Below are 20,077 nucleotides of genomic sequence, written 5' to 3' on the forward strand. Positions count from 1 at the left end.
ATGGACGAGCTTCATTTTCAAAATATTGAAACTATAAAAGCAAGACAATGGGAATTGCTCAGAAAGCAGCTGGAATATATTGCCGATAAATCCCCATATTATAAGCGGCTCCTAAAGGAAAACTCGCTTCAGCTGGAGGATTTTCAAAAACCCGAAGATCTTAAGAAATTACCGCTAACAACGAAAGAAGACCTCCAACTAAATAATTCAGAATTTATAAGCGTTCCTGAAGAAGATATCATCGATTTTGTGACCACTTCCGGGACTTTGGGTAGTCCGGTGAATTTCGCCCTCAATGAAGCCGATCTTGAGCGGCTTGCAGAGAATGAATACAGGTCGTTTAGTATTGCAGGCATTAAAAAGACCGATAAGGTTCAGATCACTACTACACTGGATCGAAGGTTCATGGCGGGAATGGCCTATTTTCTTGGTCTCAGGAAGCTTGGAGCGGGCATTATCAGGACAGGAAGCGGACTTCCTCAATTACAGTGGGAAAGCATAGAGAGATTTAAGCCCAATTACCTGGTAGCTGTTCCTTCATTTCTTCTAAAAATGATCCAATATGCGAGGGAAAACAATATAGACTATAAGAAGTCTTCTGTTAAAGCAGTTATCTGTATTGGCGAACCCTTGAGAGATCAGTACTTTCAGCTGAATGCTCTCGGAAGTAAGATCACCGGATTATGGAATATTGAACTTTTTTCCACTTATGCTTCTACTGAAATGTCTACTGCTTTCACGGAGTGTCCTTATCATACAGGTAATCATATTCTAAGTGAGCTTATTTATACTGAAATTCTTGATGAGGATGGCAATCAGGTAAAGCCTGGAGAAATTGGAGAGTTGGTTGTTAGCCCGCTGGGGACTCAAACCATGCCTTTATTGAGGTTTGCTACCGGGGATATGCTAACCTATTATGAAGGCAAATGCGAATGCGGAAGGAATACGCCAAGACTGGGGCCGGTTGTAGGAAGAAAACAGCAGAAAATGAAGCTTAAGGGAACCAGTTTGTATCCTCAGCATATCATTGAGGTATTGAATGCTTTTGGCAAGATCAAATCTTTTGTGATAGAAGCCAGGAAAGATGGACTTGGAAATGACGTGGTTTCAATTAAAGTTCCTGATTCATTTAAGGAAACAGATGAATTAAAAGAATATTTCAAATCCCAACTTCACGTCACTCCCAGAATTGAAAATTTGCCTGTAAAGGAAATTGAAATGCTGAAGTACCCAAAAGCCAGCAGGAAGCCTCAGATATTTAGAGACCTAAGGTGATCATACCTTTTTACAGACTATGACGATTTTTTGCTCATCAGGGTTTGTGGTAAAGAAAATATAATCCTCGCCGCCATCCTTTATTTTGAATTTTTTCCGGATCTGTTCGACTGATTCCGGGAAATTACGGGTAGTGACATTAGCATTTTTACCCTTAAAGTATCGCTTTATATCAGAGTCTTTATATTGTTTAATATCAATAATTTCAAAAGATCTTCCAGGAAATGACTTAAGCGCCTTTGAAGTATATAAATGTGAGTTTGGGTTTAACTTCTTAGTATCGGTTTGTATGGCCAGTCTATTGTACATTCCGCTCTTCATAATAGCAGCATTTGGCTCGTATAAATAGACTTCGGGATCACCGAAAATGGGTTTCTCAATATCAACTGTTTTTACTCCGGAAAATTCCTGAACACCATTTTTTTCAAAATTGACGGTCTTTATTGCTGGCTCATCCTTAAAATCCTTCTGAAGCATCCACAATAATTCTTTGACCTCATTCCCAATAGCTACTATATGTATTTCCTTTACATTCTTCAATTCAGTAATTCCCGCAGAAATATCCAGGATAGGGGATGTTTTGATCATCACATTTTCAGTATGCTGAAAGATCATACCAAGATTTGCAGGTATATTAGGTTCACAATCTTCAAGTTTAAATACTTTACCTCCATGTTCATCCCTTCTGGCAGGATCGGCATAAAGCCAGTCGAATTTTTCGGAAGTCTCCTTGAGAATTTCAAGCCCGTTCTTTGGTTTTACAGTAATGTTATTAGCCTTTAGTACTTCGAAATTATGAGAGGCTATCCCAGCCAATTCTTCATTTATCTCGCAATAAGTTAGTTCTTCAAATCTTTTTGAAAGGAAGTAGGAGTCGATCCCCATTCCTCCGGTGAGATCAATTGCCTTTCTACCATCAACTAAAGATGCTTTATAGCGAGCTGTGACTTCAGAAGATGTTTGTTCAAGATTTAATTTGGGAGGGTAGATAATTCCTTCTGTTCCGTAAAATTCGGGGAATTTCTTTTTAGCCACCTTAAGACCCTTGATCTGAACTGCAAGTTCCTGTACCGTTATTTCCTCAAAAGGACTTCCTTTCAGGATGAGTGCAGGTATATCCTTATTCTGATTTTCTTTAATAAATCTGGCAACTTTAGGATCAAATAAGGCCTGATTAAGCATGAAAATTAGAGGTCTCTGGTTAGCCTTTTTACGATCTTATATTCGCTAAGTGATTCCTTGGCGATAACCTTCAGGGCCGTATAGAATGGAACTGCTACTACCATTCCGGTAATTCCGAATAATAATCCGGCGATAAGAATTATCAGGAAGATCTCTAAAGGATGCGATTTCACACTGGCTCCAAAGATCATTGGCTGGGAAATAAAATTATCTATAAGCTGGCAAATTCCGTAACCAAGCATCACATAAATGACTTTTGGCAGAATTACACTGCTGAAATCGGCTCCCAGGTTACTGGATATCACGAACAACGCCATTAGGATCCCGGCCAGCAGCGGCCCAAGATATGGCACGAGATTGAGAACAGCGCAGATAAACGCAATAGCTATTGGGTTGTTTATCTCAAAGACTGAAAGCAGGATCGTGTAAAGGATGAATAGTACCGTGATCTGCAAGGTAAGTCCAACGAAATAGCGTGATAATAATACTTTGATCTTATTGAATACTCTTTGAAATTTCTGTTCTTCTCCGCGGTTAGCAAATACAAGAATGCTATTAAGCATTAACTTGCTGTCTTTTAAAAAGAAGAAAGAGATGAAAAGAATAGAGAATACAGCTACTATGGTCGCTCCCAGTATTCCAAAGACATTATTAAGGAACTGCGGAATCAAGCTCACATCAAAATTTCTAACGAAGGCGCTTCTTTTAAGTGCTTCTATAATGTTGATCTCTCTAACACCCAAATAGTTGTTTATCTGCTCATTCAGATCGTTCAGGTCGCTCTTAAAGGCTTCAACATCAATCTGTGCCAGATATTTACTTTGTTCAATAATAATCGGTATGAATACGAATATGATCCCTACAAAGATCGCCAGCACCAGTATGAGAACGGTGACAACCGCAAGCTGATTGGGTAAATGGAGACGGTTGCGAAGAAAAATTACTATAGGCCTGCCAATTAATGCAATTACACCCGCAACTGCCACGTAAACTATCACCGATTGTACTTCCCATAAAAAGTAGAGCAGCAGAATGATACCTAGCATGATACCTGTGGCTCTCAGTATTCCGTTTGCTATATCGTGTGCTTTCACAGCGTAAATATATTATTTCTTATGAAACTTGTTCAGGGTTTTAGTGATTTCATAGAATGCTATACCAACTGATTGTGCCACATTCATACTGCTATTTTCACCGAACATTTCAATATGGAAAGATAAATCGCAGATTTTCAGAATTTCATGGGATATTCCATGTCTCTCATTTCCAGCTACTAGTATAATTTTATCTGAGATTTTTTCCCTGAAATTTTGAATTGGTTGACTTCCAGACGTTATTTCGAGAGAGATCGTTCTGTAATTCTCTTTTTTTAAACTCTCAATTTGCGGCAATGGATTTTCTACGAATTCAAAATCAACAGTATTATGAGTATTACGAGCTGTGCGCTTTAACCGGTTACTGTTCAAATTAGGCCTTGTACCGCTAAATATTATCTTTTCTATTCCGAAGGCATCGGCCATCCGAAAAAGACTCCCAATATTGGCCTCTCCGGTAACATTGTCCAATAAAAGAATGATGGGGAAACATTTCTTCTGAAAGCCCGTTTCGTTATGGGAAAGCTGTTCACTCAATTCTCGAAAGCATATTTAATAATGTTAGCGCCCATCTTTAAGGCTCTCTGTCTTACTTCTTCAGGGTCGTTATGAACCTGCGGACTTTCCCAGCCGTCACCAAGGTCACTCTCATAGGTGAAAAGAAGGATCAGTCTCTCATTATCAAATATTCCAAAGGCCTGGGGCGGTTGCCTGTCGTGTTCATGGATCTTTGGCAATCCCATTGGAAAATTGAAGGCAGTATAAAAAATAGGATGATTAGCTGGGATTTCTGTGAGCTCTTTTTCGGGGAAAATTTTTTTGATCTCTTTCCGGATATATTGGTTCATTCCGTAATTGTCATCTATATGGAGAAAGCCTCCGCTTAGAAGATAGTTCCTAAGATTTTCTACTTCTTCGTCATTAAAAAGAACATTTCCATGCCCCGTCATATGCACAAATGGATACTGAAAGATATCTGTGCTGCCAGGCTCTACCGTTTGAGGTTTGGTATTTATTTTCGTGTTTATATTGTCATTACAGAATTTAATAAGATTGGGCAGGGAAGTGGGGTTTGCGTACCAGTCGCCACCTCCATTGTATTTTAAAACGGCTATCTCCTGGGAATTTGCAGCTATACCTAAGCCCAGAAAAAAAATCGTCGTGAAAAGCTTTAACGACTTCATATAGGTTTATTGATTTACCATGGCTACAGTATGGCAGGCTACTATTGCAGCTGTTTCGGTTCTTAATCGGCTGTCGCCCAGGCTAACCTGTTCCCAGCCAGTATTTCTAGCCTGTTCGATCTCTTCTTTGCTAAAATCCCCTTCGGGACCAATTAAAATATTTACCCTATGCCAGGGATGTACTTTTTTCTGAAGATATGGTTTTTCGTTCACATCTTCACAATGGGCTATCAATTTTGAACCTTCAATGCCCTGTTCAATAAGATCCTTAAAAGTTACAGGTTCATTAAGTTTTGGAAAGTAATAATGAAGGGACTGTTTCATAGCACTTAGAAGCACCCTTTCATAACGCTCGAGTTTCACTTTCTTACGTTCGCTGTGATCACAGATCACCGGGGTGATCTCATGTACTCCGATCTCTACAGCTTTTTCCAGGAACCATTCGTACCTATCATTCATTTTGGTAGGAGCTACTATCATATGGAGATAATAGGGAGGTGGTGGCTGTTTTTCTGCTGAACTAATTCTGGCTATACATTGTTTAAGATCGGCCTGGATGATTTCTGCGGTAAAAACAAATCCTTTCCCATTGGTAATATTCAGAATATCTCCTTCTTTTTTGCGAAGCACCTTGACAATATGCTTGCTCTCGTCCCGCTGAAAAACAACCTGTTTATCTTTTTCTGAAATGTCTGGATTAAAGAATAACTGCATCTTAAAATTTATATCGGGATTGGGCAGTAATGGAATAATCGGCGAAATCTTTCTTCAGGTATTTATGATATCCTGCAATCCCAATCATGGCAGCGTTGTCGGTGGTATATTCAAACTTAGGGATATAGCATTTCCAGCCCCATTTCTTTTCAGCATCTTTCAGCGCCTGTCTTATACCACTATTGGCTGAAACCCCTCCACCTATAGCAACCTGATTTATTCCGGTCTCCTTAACGGCCTTTTTCAGTTTATCCATCAATATTCCAATAATGGTATACTGAATTGACGCACATATATCTTTAAGGTTCTTTTCAATGAATTCAGGATCGTTCTTTGTCTCTCTCTGAACAAAATATAGAACGGCTGTTTTAAAACCACTAAAACTGAAATTGAGTCCGTCCACTTTTGGTTTGGGAAATTTGAAAGCTTTTGGGTTTCCTTCTTTTGCATATTTGTCTACCAGTGGTCCACCGGGATAGGGAAGCCCGAGTATTTTGGCACTTTTATCAAATGCCTCACCAACTGCATCATCGGTAGTTTCACCGATCACTTCCATTTCAAAATAATCGGTCACCTTTACAATTTGTGTGTGCCCTCCACTTATGGTCATGGCAAGGAAGGGAAATTCGGGTTTGTCATATCCATCTTCTTCAATAAAATGTGCCAGGATATGAGCCTGCATGTGATTTACCTCAATTAACGGAATATTTAAACCCATCGCCAGTGACTTCGCGAAAGAGGTTCCAACAAGCAGCGATCCCATAAGCCCGGGGCCCCTTGTAAAAGCAATTGCAGAAACATCTTTTTTAACGATATTTGCCTTCGCCAGTGCCTGGTGGATTACCGGAACTATATTTTGCTGGTGTGCCCTGGAAGCCAGTTCGGGTACCACACCTCCATATTGTTGATGAACTTCCTGAGTTGCAACAATATTAGAAAGTATTTTTCCGTTGCAGAGTACAGCAGCAGCGGTGTCATCACAGGATGATTCAATGGCGAGAATATTTATTTTTTGATCTGGCATCTGAAATTATTGGACATAGAAGTTGTAAATTAGACGCAAAGTTAAAACATAATAACGTATCAAAAAATTCTGGAAAATACTAACTAAAACAGTGGTCGCACTGATTTTGTTATTCATAATTTTATTGATAGTATTTTCCATTCCTGCAGTACAAACATCTGTAGCTAAAAGACTTACTGATTCCCTTCGCGAGAAGAGCGATGTAAATATTTCAATTGGGCGGGTGTCACTTAGTTATTTTGGGAATGTGAGACTCAATGAAATATATGTAGAGGATCATCATGCCGATACATTATTTACCGCAGATGAAATACGCTCTTCTATTATTAGCTTTACTAATCTGATAAATAATTCACCCGATCTGGGTAATACGCGTATAGAAGGTCTTAACATGAAAATGAGGCGTTACGAAGGGGAAGATAAGGACAATCTTGGTGTATTAATTGAAAAACTTAGAAAGGAACCCAAAGGGGATTCAACCCATTTCGAATTACATGCCGATAATGTTCAGATCGTGAATAGCCGTTATAGTTATTTTGATGAAAATCTGGATACTCCCGACGTACTTGTACTTGACAGTCTGAATATTTATGCTAACCAGCTAAGGATAGACGATGAAAATATTGATATAGACATAGGAAGTCTTAAAGGTTATGAGCACAGGGGCATCCAGATTGACAACCTGTCTACAAAGTTTCATTACGATCCTACTGAAATGAATCTAGTGGATATGAGCCTGCAAACCCCGGGCTCGCTGGTTAAAGCCGATCTTTATTTTAACTATGACCAGGGTGATTTTTCAGATTTTGAGAATCTGGTTCAGGTAGAGGCCGATTTCAGGCAAAGTGTGCTGTCCAGCAACGACCTGCAGGCGTTTTATGATGGTTTTGGAGATGACCAGGTTGTTAATTTCAAAACAAAACTTACCGGTACACTCAACGATTTCCATTTGGAAGGCTTTGAATTAGAAGGGCTCGACCGCACCACTATCTATGGTAATTTCCAGATCAAGAATTCTTTCTCAAAAGAAGCGGATACCTTTAGCATGGACGGAAGTTTTTCTGACTTTAACACCAATTATTACGATATGGTGAACTTTCTGCCTGGCCCGTTACTCGGTAAACTTCCGGAAAGCCTTAGGGAATTTGGAAATGTCAATCTAAAAGGAAATACTTACGTTACCACTTCCTCCCTTGATGCCGATGTATATCTTAACAGTCAGTTAGGTTCGGCAGATGCCGACTTTATTCTGAAGAACTTTAATAGTTCACAAAGATCTACTTATAAAGGAAGGCTGGTGTTTAGAGATATTAATATCGGGCGGATTACCGAAAATGAAAAACTGGGGAAAACCACCTTTGATATAGACTTTGATGGTGGTGGTTTTGACAGGGAGCATTTGAATACTCAGTTAAAAGGTAGTATTTCTAAGATTCAGTATAATGGTTATACTTATTCCAATATCAGAGTTATAGGAAATCTTCGAAATCCTGTGTTCAATGGATATTTTGTTTCCCGGGATCCGAATTTGCAGATGGAATTCAATGGACTCGCCGATGTCTCTGAAGATATTAATGTTTACGACTTTGAGGCCTCGGTACAATATGCAGACCTTAATACTTTGAACTTCGTAGACCGTGATAGTATTTCGGTTTTTAAGGGAGATATCATCATGAATATGAAAGGCACTAATATAGATGACGCCTTTGGGGATATTCTTTTGTTAAATACTTCCTACCGAAACCAGGATGATCTCTATTACTTCGATGACCTGAATATTTCGTCAAGTTTTGAAGGCCCGGTTAGAACCATCAGCATCCAGTCTCCTGATGTGATAAATGGAGAAGTAACCGGAATTTTCAAAATAAACGAGGTAGGAGCCCTTTTCCAGAACTCCCTTGGAAGCATTTACACTAATTACAAGCCACGTACTATCACGACCAACCAGTATATGGAGTTCGATTTTGATATTTATAATCAGATAGTGGAAGTTTTCTATCCTGAAATAGAACTGGCTCCCAATACTTTTATTCGCGGCAGGGTAGAATCAGATGAATCTGAATTCAAACTTACTTTCAGATCACCACGCATCGATGTCTTTGATAATATGATTGAAGAAGTAAACCTTCAGGTAGATAATACCAACCCGATTTATAATACATTCTTCGAGGCCGATAGCGTGGCGACCGATCTTTACAATTTTTCAGAATTCAGTTTTATCAATGTAACACAAAGGGATACTCTTTTTATTCGATCTGAATTTCAGGGAGGCAAGAACAATAATGATGTCTTTAACCTGAACCTTTTTCATACCATCAATGAGAACAGTAAATCTGTAGTGGGTATTCAGAGGTCGGACTTCAAATTCAAGGATAAGGTCTGGTATCTTAATGAGTCCGGTAACAGGAGCAATAAGATAATTTTTGACAATAAGTTCCGGGATCTTCAAATAGATTCCCTCGTTATGAGCCATAATAATGAAGAGATAAGACTAAGAGGAGAAATGAGGGATTCCACATACAAAAACTTTAAGATGCAGTTTGTAAATGTGGATATAGATAAGATAACACCAGAAATTGACAGTCTGAACCTTGCCGGTACTCTCAATGGAGATCTGGATCTTTTACAGGAAGAAGGTGCCTATTACCCAAATACCAATATGACCATAGATTCTCTCAGGGTTAATGATATATACCTTGGGCATTTGAAGATGGACGTGGAAGGAAATGAAGACCTAACCAATTATTCTGTTTATAGTGTTCTTAAAAAAGATGGTTTTGAGTCCCTTTCTACAATTGGAGATATTAACGTCTCGGGTAATGAGCCAACCATAGATCTGGAGGTTAATCTCAACCGGTTGAATATGGGAATTTTCACACCTCTGGGTGCCGATGTTCTTACCGATATAAGGGGTTTTGCCACCGGTAGAGCCTTTGTGACAGGTAATTATAAGAATCCTGATTTTTCCGGAAATCTGGAACTGAGCAAGGCCGGTTTACGCATCCCGTATTTAAATGTTGATATAGATTTTCAGGATAAGGCCAGGGTAGATCTTACCAAGCAGCAATTCGTGTTCGAAAATATTGGAATTATAGATACAAAATATAGGACTCGGGGAATTCTGGATGGGACCATTTCCCATCGTAATTTTTCAGAATGGTTCCTGGATCTCGATCTGCGATCTAACAGGATGCTTGTTCTTGATACCGAAGCTGATGAGGATGCTCTTTATTACGGGACTGCTTTTATTGACGGGGAGGCTACTATCAAAGGACCTACAGATGAACTTGTTATTGATGTGAACGCGGCTACCGAAAGAGGAACGGTCTTCAAAATTCCTTTGAGTGATACAGAGTCGGTGGGGGATAATTCTTTTATCAGATTCCTGAGTCCCGAGGAGAAAGCTGCACGTCTGGCTGGCCAGGAAATTGAGATTCCCGAGGTGAAAGGAATTGAGATGATCTTTGATCTTGATATTACCAATGAGGCCGAAGTAGAGGTCGTGGTTGATAAAACGAGCGGAAGTACACTTAGGGGGCGTGGAGCAGGTAGTTTATTATTGGAGATAAACACGAATGGTAAATTTAATATGTGGGGGGACTTCATTGTATATGAAGGGGTATATAACTTCAAATACGCAGGACTTGTTCAAAAGGTCTTTAAGGTGGAATCTGGAGGAAGTATCAACTGGGATGGAGACCCAATGGACGCCCAGCTGGATGTGAGTGCGGTATACTCCCTGAATGCAAACCCTGCGGTATTGCTTGAAAATCCTTCAGTGAACAGAAAGATACCTGTAGATGTGGTGATCAATCTTCAGGGGCAGATAGAACAGCCAGATATTAGTTTTGATATTGATTTTCCGAATGCCAGTTCTACGGTAAAATCGGAATTGCAATATAGGATAGATGACCGTGCGAGTAAGGAATTACAGGCTCTTTTCCTAGTTACCCAGGGAACATTCTATAGCGAGTTTGGTTTGCGTGGGGCCGCGATATACGGTACTCTTGCTGAACGTGCTTCCAGCATCGTAAATGATATTTTTGCCGATGACGATGGTAAGTTCCAGGTGGGGGTTAATTATGTGCAGGGTGACCGCACGCCCGATCAGCAAACAGTGGATAGATTCGGTCTTACCCTGTCCACACAGATTTCAGACAGGGTGATAATAAATGGCCAGGTAGGTGTTCCAATAGGAGGAATAACGGAATCTGTGATTATTGGCGACCTGGAGATCGATTTCCTTCTGAATGAAGATGGAACTCTACGAGCTAAGGTATTTAATCGTGAAAGTAATATTCAGTTTATAGGAGAGGAAATCGGCTTTACCCAGGGTATCGGTTTATCATATTCTGTAGATTTTGATACATTCAAAGAACTAATAAGAAAGATCGTAAATACCGAAATAGTTAAGACAGCAGCCGAAGAACAGGAAGAGGAATCTGCCAAATCTCTCGCTCCAGATTATATTAATTTTCCATCCAGCAGCGGGGCAGATCAGAAATTTTAATAATTATTTAATTCTCATTCATTTCTATCCCTTTAAATTTGAGTAAGAAGTAGAGGGACCAACTGATTTATTTAAATTAGTTCGTAGATTTATTCTCAATTAAATTTTTTTATGGCTAAAAGAGTAAGACGTATTGGAGTAATGACATCCGGAGGTGATTCCCCGGGGATGAATGCTGCCATCAGGGCTGTTGTAAGAGCATGTGCATATTATCATACCGATTGTATAGGTTATTACCGCGGTTATCAGGGAATGATCAATGGTGAATCTATTAAACTGAATGCACGAAGTGTTCGAAATATTGTCAACCAGGGAGGTACTATTCTTCAGAGTGCTCGATCTAAAGCTTTTCTCACAGAAGAGGGAAGGGCGAGGGCAGCCGAAAACCTCAAAAAGGATGAAGTTGATGGGATGATATTGATAGGAGGAGATGGAACTTTTCGTGGCGGACAGGTCTTTAGTAAGGAGCACGGCATTTCTGTGATTGGAGTTCCAGGAACCATAGATAATGATATTTTCGGTACCAACTACGCTATAGGATATGATACCGCGCTGAACACCGTGGTTGAAGCAATAGATAAAATAAGGGATACCGCCAGTTCACATAACCGACTTTTCTTTGTGGAAGTTATGGGGCGTGACGCTGGATTTATAGCACTAAACAGCGGAATTGGTGCTGGTGCTGAAGAAATCCTGATTCCTGAAGAAAATCTCGGTCTGGAAAGGTTGCTGGAATCTCTGGAAAGAAGTAGGCGTGCCGGAAAAACCTCCAGTATAGTGGTCGTTTCAGAAGGAGATAAGATAGGTAAGAATGTATTTGAACTTGCAGATTATGTAAAGGAGAACCTTCCAAATTATGATGCACGGGTGACAGTTCTGGGACATATTCAACGTGGAGGAAGGCCCAGCTGTTTTGACAGGGTGCTGGCCAGCCGTCTGTCGGTAAAGGCAGTGGAGCTTTTGCTTGACGGAAAGAAAGACCTGATGGTAGGAATGCTTAATAACGAAATTGAATCCTGTAGTCTGGACCGGGCTCTAAAAGGAAAGCACAACATCAATAAGGAGCTTCTTAAAATTTCAGAAATCTTATCTACTTAATATGAAGACGATAGCGATAATTGCCCACGACGGGAAGAAACCTGAAATGGTTCAATTTCTTAATGAAAGCAAAGAGGTCCTGGACTCTAAACAGATTAATCTTATTGCTACCGGAACCACAGGCTCCAAGACTGAGGCCGCCGGATATAAAGTAGATAAATTACTATCAGGACCTTTGGGTGGTGATGCCCAGATCGCAGCAAGGATTGCAGAGGGGCTCGTGGATATGGTGATCTTTTTCCGTGATCCTTTAGACAAACATCCTCATGAACCTGATATCTTTATGCTTATGAGATTATGCGATGTGCATGATGTACCGCTGGCTACAAATCCTGCAACGGCCAGACTGCTTATTAAAGGGCTGGAATAAGTTAAGATTTTATAGCGATAGCGCTGATCTCCACATTTACGAATTTAGGGAGATTAGCTACTTCAACGGTCTCTCTTGCCGGTGCATTTTCAGAATCGAAATAGCGGCCATATACTTCGTTTATCTGACCGAAATTATTCATGTCACTTATGAAGATGGAGGTCTTCACGATATTATCCATTCCTAAACCGGCTTCTTGAAGAATCGCTTTTAGGTTTTCCAGAACCTGAACGGTTTCCGTTTCGAGGTCATTTGTTTTGAGATCTCCTGTCTTAGGATCTAATGCGATCTGCCCCGAAACATAAAGCGTGTTTCCGGCAAAAACTGCCTGGTTATACGGACCTATTGGAGCCGGGGCGTTGTTGGTTTTAATTATTTTTTTCATGATTATATAGTTTTAATCCTTCTAAAGTCTAAAGTCTAAAGTCTTATAATTGTCGGTCTCTTTCGCGTCTCTTTTCGTATTTGATATCGCTTAATACGCTGGATTTTATCCTGATAAGGAAGTTCCATGATTTTCTGTTGCTAAAAGGAACCCAGCTAAAGCTCATCATCCAGCTATTAAGATCCCTCTGGAACCTTAATTGAGTAAAGGTGAATCCATTGTTTACCAGGTCGTATCCTGAGCTTACACCCACTTTCCATTTTGGAGCCAGTTCAACATTCCCCGTAAACATCAGGGAGTGTGCAGAAATCTCATCCTGCCTTGCGGAATTGGAATAATTAAGAGAGTAGGCCAGCCTTAGGTCCCATGGGATCTTATAATTGTACCAGGAATCTTCATTTTCCCGTTCACTTCCCTCAAATTCATCATCCTCAAAAAGTTCACCATCGGGCCCCATTCCCTTTCCGAAAAGATCGTCTTTTCTTCCTCCGTTTCGGAGGGTTTCATTGTCTATTTCATCTACCTCTTCCTCGTTGCCTTCAAAATCCTTATTTGAGAATGAATATCCAAAATTCACGCTTCCATTGGTAAGTCTGAAAAGGCTTCCGCCATTCTCGATATTCAGTTTGTTGATTCGGCGATTATTGTTATTAAGTGCATAAATATCCAGATTACCACCAAAGTTAATGTCCAGTTTATTCTGAACTATTGGAATGGACCCTCTTAGAGCTATTGGGGAAAGTTTTAATGAGTCTCCGGCCAGGTTATAACTGGTGCTCATACTAAAGTTGTTAAGCAGTGTTATTTTCTTTGGCTCGGTAGCTGTGCTGTCTTTTGAAGTTACTTTTGCCTCAAGAGTATTACTAATGCTTAAACCAACAGAACTTGAAAAATTTCTGCCTGGAGCCCCATATAAAGTACCATCAAATCTTGAATAGTCAACCAGTTCTATCTGGTCAGGGTTTCTCCTGTCAGGCCTCTCATAAGTGTCATAGAACCTGTCAAATCCGGGATTGATACTGTAACTCAGCGAAGGCCTCATTACGTGCCTTACCGCCTGAATCTTTTTGTCTTTTCCGAAACTTTTGAGTCCGTAAAGTGTGGTACCCATGCTGGCGTTGAAGTTATAGGTTCGGTAAGAATCAAAGCCGTTTATTGTATCTCTCACTACTTGATTTAGAACAGGATCGTAAGATTGTTCAAAAGTTCTTGAAACCCAGGTCTCTTCATAGCTTGTCCCGGTACTTACACTAAGAAATTTAAAAAGCTTGAAATTGGTTGAAAGTGGTATGGAGTGCTGGGCTCCCAGTTTAGCATCCCTGAACATTTCAGGTTTAAAAAACAATGAATCGGTAGTTTCAATCTGGTTTTCGGCCCTTAAACTATACTGCAGGTTAATGTTCTGAAACAGGCCTTTTTTGGCCCCTGCCGTCGGGGCAAAAGGGTAGATCCTGGACATGCTCAGCTGCAGGGTTGGCAAGCTCATATTAATGCTCTGGGTTCGTGTATTCTGGGAATGTCTTGCAGCCAGACTAAGGTTTACCTGCGGTTCTCCTTCAAAAGTCTTGCTGTAGGAAACCGATGAACTCAGGGTGTTATTAAGGAAATTCCCCGTATTAGACTGGTTGATGGATTCCTGGTAATATTCACTACTACCCAGGTTTACCGAAGCAGAGAACCTGGAACTTGGGTTGGCCTTGGCATCCTGACTGTGAGACCATCTAATGTTATAGGATGAAGATTCACTGAAATCCGGAAAACCCCGCTGACTATTGAATCTCTTTTCATACCTCACACTGAAATTACCACGAAAGCGGTAGCGTTTTGCATAATTTGATGTGAGTTCAAGGTTATATGTCCCATTTGTATAATAACTTCCTAATGCGAGAAGGTCGGCATAGTCACTAATCGCGAAATAATAGCCTCCATTCTGAAGATTGTAACCATACTGGCTATCCCCAAAAGAGGGAATTATGAAGCCTGAGGTCTCTTCATCGGTTAAGGGAAAATATCCAAAAGGAAGTCCGAGGGGTGTTGGCACATCGGCGATGTACATGTTCACCAGTCCCGAAACGATCTTTTTATCCGGAACAAATTTGATTCTTCGGGCATAGAAGAAATATTCTGGATCGTCTACATCTTCTGAAGTGGTGAAGCGTACATTCTTCATAAAGTACACCGAGTCGTTCTCACGCTTGGTAACCATTCCCTTTACATTAAATTCAGCTTCCTGGGTTCTGGAATTATAGACCAGGGCTCTTTCAGTATCAAAATTAAACCTAATGGAGTCTGGCTCAACAGTTCGCTGAGCCTGTGTGAATACCGGGGTTTGGGTGTATACCCCGGTAGAGTCTTCAATTCCGTAGGCAAAAACCTCATTTTTTGAATTATCTATGATGATAAGCCCGGCTTCTATGGTCATATCCCCGTACACTATTTTGGCTTCATTATACAGGTACATCTTATTTTCTTTAGGACTTAACCTCATATAATCTGTAGCGGTATAACTAACAATATCTGTCAGGAACTGTGGTTTTCTAACTGTGTCTGTTTGGGTGGTGTCCTGTTGCTGTAGCTGCTTGCTTATTTCATCAGCATTCATTACAGGAGCTATCGAATCCTTTTCGGCCTGTACTGGAATAGAAGAGGTTTCAACTTCCTGCGGGTACAAAACAAGGGAAAAGAACAGCGTGAAAACGAAGCAAAAAAGACTATTCGGGATATTTGTTTGCAATGCTTTAAGTGCTATTTTTGTACGGATTGGCTTGCTTTTTGCAACTCCAAAATTACATATATTTTTTCAGCTGAGTTTTTAGAGCGCAGGAAAAATAGTAATTAAAATATTCACCCCACTTAAGCGTTAGCTTTTTTATGAGAACGAACTTACTTAAACTTTTCGTATTAGCAATTGTAATAACCGGCATTTCCAGCCACGTTTATTCAGCGGAAATTCCGCCGAATCTTGACAGGTTTGTGGTTGTTCTGGATGCGGGTCATGGAGGCAAGGATACAGGGAATATAGGGAATGGATATAAGGAAAAGGATATTGCTCTAAGTATTGTTCTTAAAATAGGAAAAGCCCTGGAGAAATATGAAGGCATCGATGTGGTGTATACAAGGGATACCGACGTATTTATTCCGCTTGAAAAGAGAGGGAAGATCGCCAATGATGCAAACGCCGATCTCTTTGTATCGGTACACTGTAATGCACATAATTCTCAGGCCTACGGTACAGAGACATTTGTTCTTGGATTACATCGTAATGAAACCAACTTTGAGGTAGCCAAACGGGAGAACTCGGTAATTTACCTTGAGGAGGATTATGAAATCACCTACAGCGATTTTGATATCAACTCGCCGGAATCATTTATTGGCCTTACCATAATGCAGGAAGAATATCTTGATCAAAGTATTTTGCTGGCTGACTTTGTACAAAAAGAGTTCACCAATAAGCTTAACCGAAAGAACAGGGGGGTAAAGCAGGCTGGTTTTATCGTTCTGCACCAAACCTATATGCCCAGTGTTCTTATAGAAACAGGGTTTTTGACCAATGACCATGAAGGTGCGTTTTTAAATAGTAACACTGGCCGTGATAAAATGGCTACTGCTATTACTAATGCTATTATAGAATACAGTCATACAATAAATCTAAATACACTGGAAAGTATAGTAGCGAATCATCCCATGGGAGTTGATGACGGGCAAAAGGTTTCAAAATCTCAAATCTATAAGGACGTTACTTTTAGAGTACAGATAGCCGCTGGCTCTAAAAAATTAGATCCGAAACCCTATAATTTTAAGGGCTTAAGTAATATTGACCGTATAAAAGAAGCGGGATTGTACAAGTATTATTATGGGGAAACCTCAGATTATTTGAAAATTCAGCAATTACATAAAGAAGCGATAAAGAAGGGATATCCAAGCAGTTATATTGTTGCCTTTAAGAATGACAATAAAATAACGGTTAATGAGGCGTTAAAATCTAGGCTTAAATAGAATGGCTTTTCTATTTTTATTTCTAAATTTGTGCTTATCCTTTAAAAAGTTTGCTTTTGAAATATTCCAGAGAGGTCAAGACTGCCCTGTTAGCTATTACAGCTATAGTAATTTTAATCTTCGGTTATAGTTTTCTAAAGGGAGAAAATCTGCTGGACAATAGTCGTACCTTCTACGCGGTATACGACGATGTTGAAGGTTTGTCACCTTCCTCAGAAGTTACCATAAACGGGCTTAAAGTTGGAAAAATAACAGGAATTGATTTTTTGAATAGTAAAGGCGACCTTGTAGTGACCTTTACCGTTAAGAAGGATTTTCCTTTTTCCAAGAATAGTGAAGCCAAGATATACGGGGGTAATATAATAGGAGGTAAGTCCCTTGCCATTATTCCTAAATATGATTCAAATATAGGCATGGCGAAAGATGGGGATACTCTTGAAGGAAGTAAGGAAGAGGGGATCATGGAGCTTGTTAATGACCGTCTTACGCCGCTTCAAAAGAAACTGGAAAATACCATTGTAAGTGCCGACTCAATGCTTACAGCTATCAATAAGATCTTGGATGATTCTACAAGAAACAATATCAAGGGAACTTTCAAAAACCTTGATCAAACAGTAACAAGCTTTAGAATCACAGCAACCGAACTTCAGGGAATTGTTCAGGGTAACTCTGAAAAATTAGACAGGACATTTACCAATCTTGATGAAATGTCTACCAACTTTAATAAGTTTTCAGACACTCTTACCAGCATGGATATCAAGCAGATCACTTCCGATCTTGAAAAAGTAGTAGCCGATTTTGAAAATGTTTCTGATAAATTAAACAATGGAGATGGTACTGCGGCCCGACTTATAAACGATGATGCAGTCTACAACAACCTGGATCGCGCTACAAAACAACTGGAAGAATTGTTACAGGATGTAAAACTGAATCCAAAACGCTATGTTCATTTTTCAGTTTTCGGGAAGAATCCCGGTCCATATGATCCACCAGAAGACTCTTTAAAATAACCAACCATGCAGATTATTGCGCAGATTTTATTTGTCATTGCCCTGGTGGCGGGAATAGGTTTTTTCGCCAGAAACATCAGGAGAATTATACGAAATATAAAACTTGGTAAAGAAGTAGACAGGAATGATAATCCTGGTGAGAGGTTTGCCAAAATGGCAAGGATCGCAATGGGGCAAAGCAAAATGGTACGCAGGCCTCTAGCCGGTGCGCTACATATAATTGTCTACCTCGGTTTCATAATTATCAATATTGAGGTTCTGGAGATTATAATTGACGGTATTTTCGGAACTCATCGCGTACTATCATTTCTGGGAGGTTTTTATAATGTCTTAATAGCTGCCTTTGAAGTTCTGGCACTTCTAGTGCTCGTTGGAGTGATACTCTTCTGGACAAGGAGGAATATCAGCAAACTGAAAAGGTTCTGGAGTCGGGAGATGAAGGGGTGGCCGAAGAATGATGCGAATTATATCCTTTATTTCGAAATGATCCTGATGATTCTGTTCCTCACCATGAATGCGGCAGATTATCAGTTGCAGCTTAATGGTGCTGCGCATTATACATCGGAAGCAGGAATCATGGGAAGTTTTCCTATAAGTCAGTTTTTATTACCGATAATGGATGGGCTGGATAATTCAACTTTGATCATTATTGAACGAGTGGCATGGTGGGCTCATATACTCGGTATACTTTTCTTCCTTAACTACCTTTATTATTCAAAACACCTGCATATTTTACTGGCGTTTCCAAATGTTTATTATTCAAAACTAACTCCTCAGGGTGAGTTTAATAATCTTGAAGCCGTAAAGAAGGAGGTGGAATTAATGATGGATCCGAATGCCGATCCCTTCGCAGCCCCTGCAGAAGGAGAAGAAGATGACGAACCGGAGAAATTTGGGGCGTCAGATGTTTTCGACCTTAATCAGGTTCAGTTATTAAATGCTTACACCTGTACCGAATGTGGTCGCTGTACCTCAGAATGCCCGGCGAACCAAACAGGCAAGAAGCTTTCTCCAAGAAAGATCATGATGGATACCAGGGACAGACTGGAAGAAGTAGGAGAGATCGTTAATAAGAAGGGAAAATATGAAGATGATGGCAAGCAATTGCTGGACGATTATATTCAAAGAGAAGAACTATGGGCCTGCACCACATGTAATGCATGTGTAGAGGCATGCCCGGTTGGTATAGATCCGCTATCCATTATACTCGATATGCGCAGGTATCTCGTAATGGAGCAGAGTGCGGCGCCTAATGAACTGGCGATCGCAATGACCAATATAGAGAATAATGGAGCTCCATGGCCTTATAACCAAATGGATCGTTTGAACTGGGCTGAAGAAAAATAAAAGAAAAAAAGAATAAAAGACAAGAATATGGCAGATGCACTTAAGGTTCCAACTATGGCCGAATATATGGCAGAAGGCAAGAAACCGGAGGTCTTATTCTGGGTGGGCTGTGCTGGTAGTTTTGATGACCGTGCAAAAAAGATAACCAAAGCCTTTGTTAAGTTATTACACCAGGCCGGAGTAGATTTTGCAGTCTTAGGTACTGAAGAAAGCTGTACCGGGGACCCTGCAAAACGTGCCGGGAATGAATTCTTATTCCAGATGCAGGCGGCCACAAATATAGAAGTGCTTAACGGCTATGAGATCAAAAAGGTGGTAACTGCCTGTCCTCACTGTTTTAATACTCTTAAAAATGAATATCCTTCACTTGGAGGGAATTACGAGGTGATGCATCACACTCAATTCCTAAAAGCCCTTCTTAATGAAGGCAGGCTAAAGGTTGAAGGGGGTAAGTTTAAAGGTAAAAAGATCACTTTTCATGATCCCTGCTATCTTGGCCGCGCGAATAACGAATATGAAGCTCCGCGAGATCTCCTTAGAAAACTTGAGGTTGAACTGGTGGAAATGAAAAAATGCAAAAAGAATGGACTTTGTTGTGGAGCAGGAGGAGGACAGATGTTCAAGGAACCTGAACCAGGAAATAAAGACGTTAACCTAGAAAGAACAGAGCAGGCCCTGGAAGTTAATCCTGAGATTATTGCGGCAGGTTGTCCTTTTTGCAATACCATGATGACCGACGGTATTAAGGGAAAGGAGAAAGAAGACAGCGTGGCAGTAATGGACGTTGCAGAACTTATTGCAAATGCCGAAGATCTTTAACTAAATTCTGAAAAGTTAAATCCCGGTACTATATTTGAGCTCATGGCTAAAAAAATTAGATTTGTAACA

At 40.2% G+C, this 20,077-nt stretch carries 16 protein-coding genes; 8 read left to right on the forward strand and 8 right to left on the reverse strand.

What is annotated here, in order from left to right:
• The gene (gene flxY, locus NE848_RS11745) at positions 1-1,275 is read left to right on the forward strand and encodes a flexirubin biosynthesis putative acyl-CoA ligase FlxY (RefSeq protein ID WP_252113788.1); all 1,275 of its coding nucleotides are present in this window, start codon (positions 1-3) and stop codon (positions 1,273-1,275) included.
• On the opposite strand, the gene NE848_RS11750 is transcribed toward flxY, so the two are convergent.
• The 6 genes from NE848_RS11750 to tsaD are packed head-to-tail and all read right to left on the reverse strand — an operon-like array spanning position 1,276 to position 6,473.
• Positions 1,276-2,457, reverse strand: a complete 1,182-nt coding sequence (locus tag NE848_RS11750) for a class I SAM-dependent methyltransferase (protein WP_252113790.1) — start codon at positions 2,455-2,457, stop codon at positions 1,276-1,278. It lies immediately after the preceding gene.
• Positions 2,458-2,462: 5 nt separating this feature from the next.
• A complete protein-coding gene (locus NE848_RS11755; protein WP_279344064.1) occupies positions 2,463-3,503 on the reverse strand; it encodes an AI-2E family transporter in 1,041 nt (346 codons plus the stop codon).
• Positions 3,504-3,563: 60 nt separating this feature from the next.
• Positions 3,564-4,088: a TrmH family RNA methyltransferase gene (locus tag NE848_RS11760; protein ID WP_252113794.1), complete on the reverse strand. Its 525-nt coding sequence runs from the start codon at positions 4,086-4,088 to the stop codon at positions 3,564-3,566.
• Positions 4,085-4,735 (reverse strand): DUF4159 domain-containing protein, encoded by a 651-nt coding sequence (locus NE848_RS11765; RefSeq protein ID WP_252113796.1) that lies wholly within the window; start codon positions 4,733-4,735, stop codon positions 4,085-4,087. The genes NE848_RS11760 and NE848_RS11765 overlap by 4 nt, the downstream gene beginning before the upstream one ends.
• A gap of 6 nt (positions 4,736-4,741) precedes the next feature.
• Positions 4,742-5,449: a 16S rRNA (uracil(1498)-N(3))-methyltransferase gene (locus NE848_RS11770; RefSeq protein ID WP_252113798.1), complete on the reverse strand. Its 708-nt coding sequence runs from the start codon at positions 5,447-5,449 to the stop codon at positions 4,742-4,744.
• 1 nt (position 5,450) lies between these two features.
• Positions 5,451-6,473 (reverse strand): tRNA (adenosine(37)-N6)-threonylcarbamoyltransferase complex transferase subunit TsaD, encoded by a 1,023-nt coding sequence (gene tsaD, locus NE848_RS11775; protein WP_252113800.1) that lies wholly within the window; start codon positions 6,471-6,473, stop codon positions 5,451-5,453.
• Between the two features lie 91 nt (positions 6,474-6,564).
• Here tsaD and NE848_RS11780 point away from each other — a divergent pair, with 91 nt between their 5' ends.
• The 3 genes from NE848_RS11780 (at position 6,565) to NE848_RS11790 (ending at position 12,451) form a co-directional block, all read left to right on the forward strand.
• Entirely contained in the window at positions 6,565-10,983 is a 4,419-nt protein-coding gene (locus tag NE848_RS11780; RefSeq protein ID WP_252113802.1) for a translocation/assembly module TamB domain-containing protein, read from the forward strand.
• A gap of 111 nt (positions 10,984-11,094) precedes the next feature.
• Positions 11,095-12,081, forward strand: coding sequence for a 6-phosphofructokinase (pfkA, locus tag NE848_RS11785; protein WP_252113804.1), 987 nt, complete (start codon positions 11,095-11,097; stop codon positions 12,079-12,081).
• Between the two features lies 1 nt (position 12,082).
• Positions 12,083-12,451 (forward strand): methylglyoxal synthase, encoded by a 369-nt coding sequence (locus tag NE848_RS11790; protein WP_252113806.1) that lies wholly within the window; start codon positions 12,083-12,085, stop codon positions 12,449-12,451.
• A 1-nt stretch (position 12,452) separates the two neighbouring features.
• On the opposite strand, the gene NE848_RS11795 is transcribed toward NE848_RS11790, so the two are convergent.
• On the reverse strand, positions 12,453-12,836 hold the full coding sequence (locus NE848_RS11795) for a RidA family protein (RefSeq protein ID WP_252113808.1): 384 nt from the start codon (positions 12,834-12,836) through the stop codon (positions 12,453-12,455).
• 43 nt (positions 12,837-12,879) lie between these two features.
• Complete coding sequence (locus tag NE848_RS11800) at positions 12,880-15,570, reverse strand: putative LPS assembly protein LptD (RefSeq protein WP_252113810.1); 2,691 nt, start codon at positions 15,568-15,570, stop codon at positions 12,880-12,882.
• A 137-nt stretch (positions 15,571-15,707) separates the two neighbouring features.
• On the opposite strand from NE848_RS11800, the gene NE848_RS11805 reads away from it, so the two are divergent.
• From NE848_RS11805 to NE848_RS11820, 4 genes are read left to right on the forward strand one after another with little or no spacing between them, the layout of a single operon-like run.
• Positions 15,708-16,832 carry an N-acetylmuramoyl-L-alanine amidase family protein gene (locus NE848_RS11805; RefSeq protein WP_252113812.1) on the forward strand — a complete coding sequence of 375 codons (1,125 nt, stop codon included), beginning with the start codon at positions 15,708-15,710 and terminating at the stop codon, positions 16,830-16,832.
• A 56-nt stretch (positions 16,833-16,888) separates the two neighbouring features.
• Positions 16,889-17,842, forward strand: a complete 954-nt coding sequence (locus NE848_RS11810; protein ID WP_252113814.1) for an MlaD family protein — start codon at positions 16,889-16,891, stop codon at positions 17,840-17,842.
• Positions 17,843-17,848: 6 nt separating this feature from the next.
• Positions 17,849-19,189: a 4Fe-4S dicluster domain-containing protein gene (locus tag NE848_RS11815; RefSeq protein ID WP_252113816.1), complete on the forward strand. Its 1,341-nt coding sequence runs from the start codon at positions 17,849-17,851 to the stop codon at positions 19,187-19,189.
• A gap of 27 nt (positions 19,190-19,216) precedes the next feature.
• The gene (locus NE848_RS11820; protein WP_252113818.1) at positions 19,217-20,008 is read left to right on the forward strand and encodes a (Fe-S)-binding protein; all 792 of its coding nucleotides are present in this window, start codon (positions 19,217-19,219) and stop codon (positions 20,006-20,008) included.
• The last annotated feature ends 69 nt before the right edge of the window (positions 20,009-20,077 follow it).

Origin of the sequence: Gramella jeungdoensis (genome assembly GCF_023805255.1) — a bacterium.
Lineage (GTDB): Bacteria > Bacteroidota > Bacteroidia > Flavobacteriales > Flavobacteriaceae > Christiangramia > Christiangramia jeungdoensis.